Origin of the sequence: Pedobacter sp. HMWF019 (assembly GCF_003061025.1) — a bacterium.
Taxonomy (GTDB): Bacteria; Bacteroidota; Bacteroidia; order Sphingobacteriales; family Sphingobacteriaceae; genus Pedobacter.
This window is the reverse complement of sequence record NZ_QAIL01000450.1, coordinates 1-6,103: the sequence shown is the minus strand read 5'-3', so window position 1 is coordinate 6,103 and position 6,103 is coordinate 1. Positions and strand designations below refer to the sequence as shown.

Annotated in this window: 5 protein-coding genes; all 5 read right to left on the bottom strand. The window is 39.4% G+C overall.

The features are described from left to right. Positions 1 to 2,521, bottom strand: a 2,521-nt coding sequence (locus tag DBR11_RS23845; protein ID WP_108555097.1) for a TonB-dependent receptor, incomplete at its 3' end; no start/stop codon positions are given. Between the two features lie 104 nt (positions 2,522 to 2,625). Next, positions 2,626 to 3,618 (bottom strand): FecR family protein, encoded by a 993-nt coding sequence (locus tag DBR11_RS23840; protein WP_108555096.1) that lies wholly within the window; start codon positions 3,616 to 3,618, stop codon positions 2,626 to 2,628. 69 nt (positions 3,619 to 3,687) lie between these two features. After that, positions 3,688 to 4,293: an RNA polymerase sigma-70 factor gene (locus DBR11_RS23835; RefSeq protein WP_108555095.1), complete on the bottom strand. Its 606-nt coding sequence runs from the start codon at positions 4,291 to 4,293 to the stop codon at positions 3,688 to 3,690. Positions 4,294 to 4,376: 83 nt separating this feature from the next. Next, a complete protein-coding gene (locus tag DBR11_RS23830; protein WP_108555094.1) occupies positions 4,377 to 4,619 on the bottom strand; it encodes a DUF1456 family protein in 243 nt (80 codons plus the stop codon). A 1-nt stretch (position 4,620) separates the two neighbouring features. Further along, the gene (locus DBR11_RS23825) at positions 4,621 to 5,928 is read right to left on the bottom strand and encodes a DEAD/DEAH box helicase (protein WP_108555093.1); all 1,308 of its coding nucleotides are present in this window, start codon (positions 5,926 to 5,928) and stop codon (positions 4,621 to 4,623) included. Positions 5,929 to 6,103: the final 175 nt, after the last annotated feature.

Here is a 6,103-nt window from a genome sequence, read left to right as displayed (position 1 = left end):
GTCTGCCATAGGCATTATATAAACTAAAATTCAATTCAGAAGAAAACTTTTTGGTCTGCTTTAGCAAGCGAGTTGCCCCCAGGTCCAAACGGTGGTAGTTGGGCATACGATCTCCGTTACGATCCGAATAGTAGAAATAATTCTGATCCAGAACCTTATATTTCCCAATGGGAAAGGTAACCGCACTTCCTGTGGAAAACACCCAGTTAGCGGAAAGTGACCACTTTGGATTCAATTGGTACATCATGACCACTGAAATATCATGGGTTCTATCCTGGCGGGCGTTATACCAGTTATTGTTGTTTATTCCATCAATCTTTCTTTCAGACTTCGACAGCGTATAGGCCAACCAGCCAGTTAACCGACCGGTTTTCTTTTTTAAAGAAAATTCTATCCCATAAGCTCTTCCGATACCAAAAAGAAGTTGTGTTTCAATTGGTCTGTTTGTAAAAATCTCAGCACCATTCTTATAATCCACCTGGTTTTTCAAATTCTTGTAATAAGTCTCCGCTGTAAAATCAAAAACATTATCTAATATATTTTTATAATAGCCCAATGAAAACTGATCGCTTGTTTCCGGTTTAATAATGTTGGTGCTGGCCACCCAACGATCTGTTGGAGATGCCGAAGTAGAATTAGAGATCAGGTGCAGGTTCTGAACATTTCTTACATAGGAAGCTTTCACAGAAGAGGATTCATTCAATTGTAAGGATGCAGAAGCTCTTGGTTCCAGATTCAGATAAGTTTTCACCACTTCACCGCTTTTATAACTGGTCGTCCCCGTCACAAGACCATCACTGCCGATCTGATAGTAATCTCCTTTTCCCAAAATACTAAATGCTGAAGCCCGTAAACCATAGGTTAAGCTTAATACATCGCTCGCCTTCCAGGTATTACTCACATAAGCTGCACTTTCTATAGAATAACGGTTCTGAAGATCCTGGGAAACGTATCCATTATCTCCCGATGCACGTACTTCTCCAGGTTTAATGGTGTGATATATCGCATTAACACCCATACTAATGGTATTTTTCTCATTCGCATACCATTGCAGATCTTCTTTAACATTAAAGTCCCTGATCTGTGAAAAGAGAGACAAGGTGCTGCCTTTACCATCAGATTTTATGGTATAATCGTAATTACTATAGATTAGAGAGGTATTCGAGAACAATTTACTATTAAAGATGTGGTTCCACCTCAGTGTTGCCGTACTGTTTCCCCATCTTATCCCATTAACCCCTTTTGACTCCAGTACATCTTTGCCAAGGTATCCGGAAACAAAGAGCCTGTCTTTTTCACCCAGGAAATAATTGGCTTTCATATTCACATCATAAAAGTAAAGCGAGGAATTTTTAAGATTGGTATCGCTGGACAATTTCAGAAACATATCCAAATATGTTCTTCTGGCAGAAATAAGAAAAGAAGATTTATCCTTTTGAATCGGACCTTCCACATTCACTCTTGCCGATATCATACCAACACCCCCACTTACTCCGAACTTTTGATTGTTTCCATCATTCATTTTGATATCAAGCACCGAAGATAATCTGCCACCGTACTGCGCAGGCATACCACTTTTATATAAGGTAACATTCTTTATGGCATCAGAATTAAATGTCGAAAAGAAACCCACCAAATGTGTCGCATTGTATACCGGAGCTTCATCCAGAAGGATCATGTTCTGATCTGCTGATCCGCCACGTACAAAAAAGCCACCACCCCCATCGCTGGATGGTTTTACCCCCGGAAGTAACTGAATAGCCTTAATTACATCGCGTTCACCAAGCAAAACAGGAATATTATTTGTCTCGGCAATACTTAATCGCTCCATTCCCATTTGTGGGTTGTCCAAATTCCTTTTAGATCCGGAGGTGGTAATTTCAACGGTAGATAGCTCGTTCACATCCTCTCCCATGTCTATATTAAAAATACGGTTGGCTGTCAGGTCAATCTGCGCACTGTATTTTTTAAATCCAACAGCTCTTACTTCTACATAATAGCTGCCCGACGGCAAAGACAAAGAATAGAATCCGTACTCATTACTCAAGGTCGATTTTTGGGAGCCCGCCACTTTTATGGTTGCAGCAATCAGTGTTTCTCCCGTTTTTTGAGCTTTAATAGATCCACTTAAGGTAAAGGTCCCAGAACTTGAACCCCGAGTAGCCGCTGGACCGGCTTCTGCCTTTTTTGATTTCGAATCGTCAGCCCTTATAAAAATTTCCTTATCCAGTAGTGTAAAAGAATAAGGCTTTCCAGAAAAAATATCGTTTAAAACCTCTTTTATCGTTTTGCTCTGAACCTTCAGGTTTACTTTCAGATCGCTCTGCGCAATCTGTTCATTATAGGTAAATTTAACACCACTTACCTTGGAAATTTTATCCAGCGCAGCCTTTAGGTTTTCGTTAACAAGTTGGATACTGATGCGCTTTTCGAGCGGGCTTTGGCCATAGGACTTGATCTGAATAACGAGACCAATCAATAGAATTAAGCAAAAGAACCATTTAGGTCCAGATTTATTCATAACTTTATAATTAATGTTGATTAATAGCTGTCATCAGTTCTTCAGGCTTTGACAGTTTAGAAATTGATGATGCCCGTTTATGTCCTGTACATAACCGGGCAATTTTATTTTGAAATTACATACACTCCTCCTTTTTTCTTCCACTCCGCATCCATAACCAGACATAATTTATCCAATGTATGGTCTAGTGGGTCCGTCATCTTTAAATGCCCGTAAAAAGCACTTTCCTCTAAATTTCCTTCTGTTTTTATCTGAATTCCGTATTGCATTTGCAGATCAGAGATCACCACTGCCAGGGTTTCTCCGTTATAATCAAACAAGCCCAATCGCTTACTGAGAAAAGACGCTGCTGCAGGAAAATCTCTCTTGGTCATCCTGAAACCTTTTTTATCCACCAAAATCTGTTGATTAGCAATAATAGTATTTTGGATTACCCTATTGTTATTTTGCAAAGCCACTGCAACTTTACCGGTAACCAGGGTCACTTCTACATCATGCTTCAATTTGTAAGCCTTTACGTTAAAACTGGTTCCCAGTACGGTTGTACTTACGGCGCCGCTTTGTATAACAAAAGGATGTCTGGCATCATGTTTAACCTCAAAAAAAGCTTCTCCTTCCAATTTAACTGTTCTTTTCACACCGCTAAACCGATCGGGATAATTAAATTTCGAACCCGGACCTAACCATACTTTTGTCCCGTCAGGAAGCAGCAACTGCCTACGCTCCCCGGCTGCGCTTAACAATTGCTGTTCATGAACAGGGTTTATCCAGTTGCTTACTTCTGCCCTGTATAAATAACCCATACCTACAATAAGAAAAATTGCAGCAGCAGCTTTCCATAGTATAAATCCCCGCTTCCTTTCAGGTTTGAGCGTATGAACTGGTGTAGTATCGAAGTCATCTTTTAGAAATCCAGGGTCAAGACCATGCTCCCCTTGTAGTTCCACCTTATCCCAGGTAGATGCGAGCAGTGAAAGGACTTCACTGTCTTCTTTTTGTTGACTTAACAACTCGAAAAATCTTTTCAGCTCCTCTTCTGTACACAGATTGGCAATGTACAGATGATATAAATACTTAAACTGCTCTTTTTCTTCCATGGTGTTACAATAAACAGGTAACCTTTCGGTGCATCCTTATCTATAATACAACACCCGGCTGCCCTAGGACTAGTTAGAATTAAAATAATTTGAACAAGCGATAAAAAAACACACAATACTTCCGTGCTTATTGACCGCTATTCTTATAAATTTTGTGGCTTCAACCATATGGTTTTTCACTGTGTTTTTCGAAATATTGAGCTTGGCTGCAATTTCATCGTGGGAGAGTTCTTCATTGCGGCTCATTTTATAGATGATTCTCTTTTGTGCGGGCAACCGGTCAATCGCATCTTGATAAACCTGCATCAATTCCTTTTCGTAAATACCCTCTTCTGTATGATTCCTGATCTGATCGATATAGATAAAAATCTGCTCCTGAAGAGATTTTTCTCTGGCCACCTTTTTTAAATGATTCAAGACATGATTAAGCGTTACCTTTTTGATGTAAGCATCAAAATTCATATCCAAATTGATCTGTGCTCTCTTTTGCCAGATCCGGATAAAAACCTCCTGGGTGATCTCTTCTGCAACATCTTCAGATTTAGCGATCTTAACTGCATAACGATTTACCTTCTGCCTATAGAGATTGTAAATCTCCCTGAACGCTTGCTGATTTCCATCCCGGAGCAGGCCAAGCAATCGATATTCAGAATTATGCAAATGATCTGTATTCATGTCTTTTTGAAAACAAGTCTTAGACACCTGCCTTCCAGGATTATTACATAAAAGGTAAAATTATCATTACAAAAACACTAAAATCAGACGATTTTATCTTGCTGCTCGGGCTTAGGCCCTCTTTTATAGATCACCAGTCCGTTCAAAAAATTTCTTAAGATCTGATCTCCACATGGTTTAAAATTAGGATGATCATCACTTCTGAAAAAGGATCCCAATTCACTTTTTGTAATTTTAAAATTAACCAGTTCCATGATTTTAATGATATCATCATTAGTGAGCTGGAGCGCAACGCGCAATTTCTTAAAAATATCGTTATTACTCATACTACAGCGCTACTTCTATTTTAACTTTTTTATTCTTAATTCTTTCCTGAGCCAATGCAGAAAGCACCCTTCCTACCATACTGCGTTTTACGGCAACATAGGAGCTCTGATCTTTTACCTCAATCAGTCCAACATCTTCCTTTTGCAATCCACCTTTTTTAAGCAGTAAACCTACTATATCAATTTTATTTACTTTGTCTTTTTTCCCCGCAGCAATATATAAGGTTTGCCATTGGCTGTCAGAAGGAAGCTCGTAATCACCATCCAGTTCTTCCGTTTCCAGGTCTTCACTTAAAAAGGGATACTTCTCTTCATCAGTTAACATAAGATAGGCCGTTCCTTTAGCATTCATTCTCGCGGTACGTCCATTACGATGTACAAAAGCATCTGCAGTATAGGGAAGCTGGTAATGAATAATACACTCCACCTCCGGAATATCTAATCCCCTGGAAGCAAGATCCGTTGTGATTAAAATTTTGATACTGCCATTTCTGAACTTCAGTAAAGCTCTTTCGCGCTCATCCTGTTCCATCCCTCCATGGAAAATATCATGAGCAAGATCTTTGTCAATCAGCAGATCACTGATTCGGTCTACTGTCTCTCTGTGGTTACAAAAGATCAGGGTAGTTTTATCCCCAACTTTACAAATCAAATCAAACAAGGTATTCAACTTGTCCTCTGCCTGTGCATATACCTTCATCAACTTCAGATCCGGAGCAGACTTCTGATCTTTCAAATAATTGATCTCTATTGGATTTTTGACCCCGGTAAACTCAGGAATCTCTTCCATCGCCGTTGCAGAAGTCAGGAACCTTTGATTCAGCGACAATAATTTCCCAATGATATAAGACATATCTTCCTGAAAACCAAACTCCAGTGCTTTATCAAATTCATCCAGAACCAGGGTGGCAATACCTGACTCATCAAAATTCTCGTGTCTTAGATGGTAAGCAATCCTTCCAGGAGTACCGATAAGTAAAGCAGGCGGCTCTTCAAAATTATTACGCTCCGTTTTTACAGGGTGCCCACCATAACAGCAGTTCACTTTAAAACCAGTACCCATCTGCCTAAAAACCTGTTCAATCTGTAAAGAAAGTTCTCTTGAGGGTACCAAAATCAATGCCTGTACGCCTTTTTTTGAAGTATTCAGTTTAAGAAACAAGGGCAATAAAAAAGCTAGTGTTTTTCCTGAACCAGTAGGCGCCAGCAACAAGACATCATTCCCTTTTTCTGCAGCACCAAGTGTTGCTTCCTGCATTTTGTTCAATGCAGAAATCTTCAGATTCCCCAATATCTTATCTACCATCATGCAGCAAAGATAAGGTTATTAACCCAGTTGAGTTTCAGAAAAAATAAGGACTAAAATCTAAAATATTTTTTTCTGAGTCTCTTTACAGAGCGGTTCACTGTATTTTCAAGGTTCATCAGCATGAGTCCTCTCCTGTTCATCCACGTAGAGACCTTTTTATTAACCTTTCTAACAG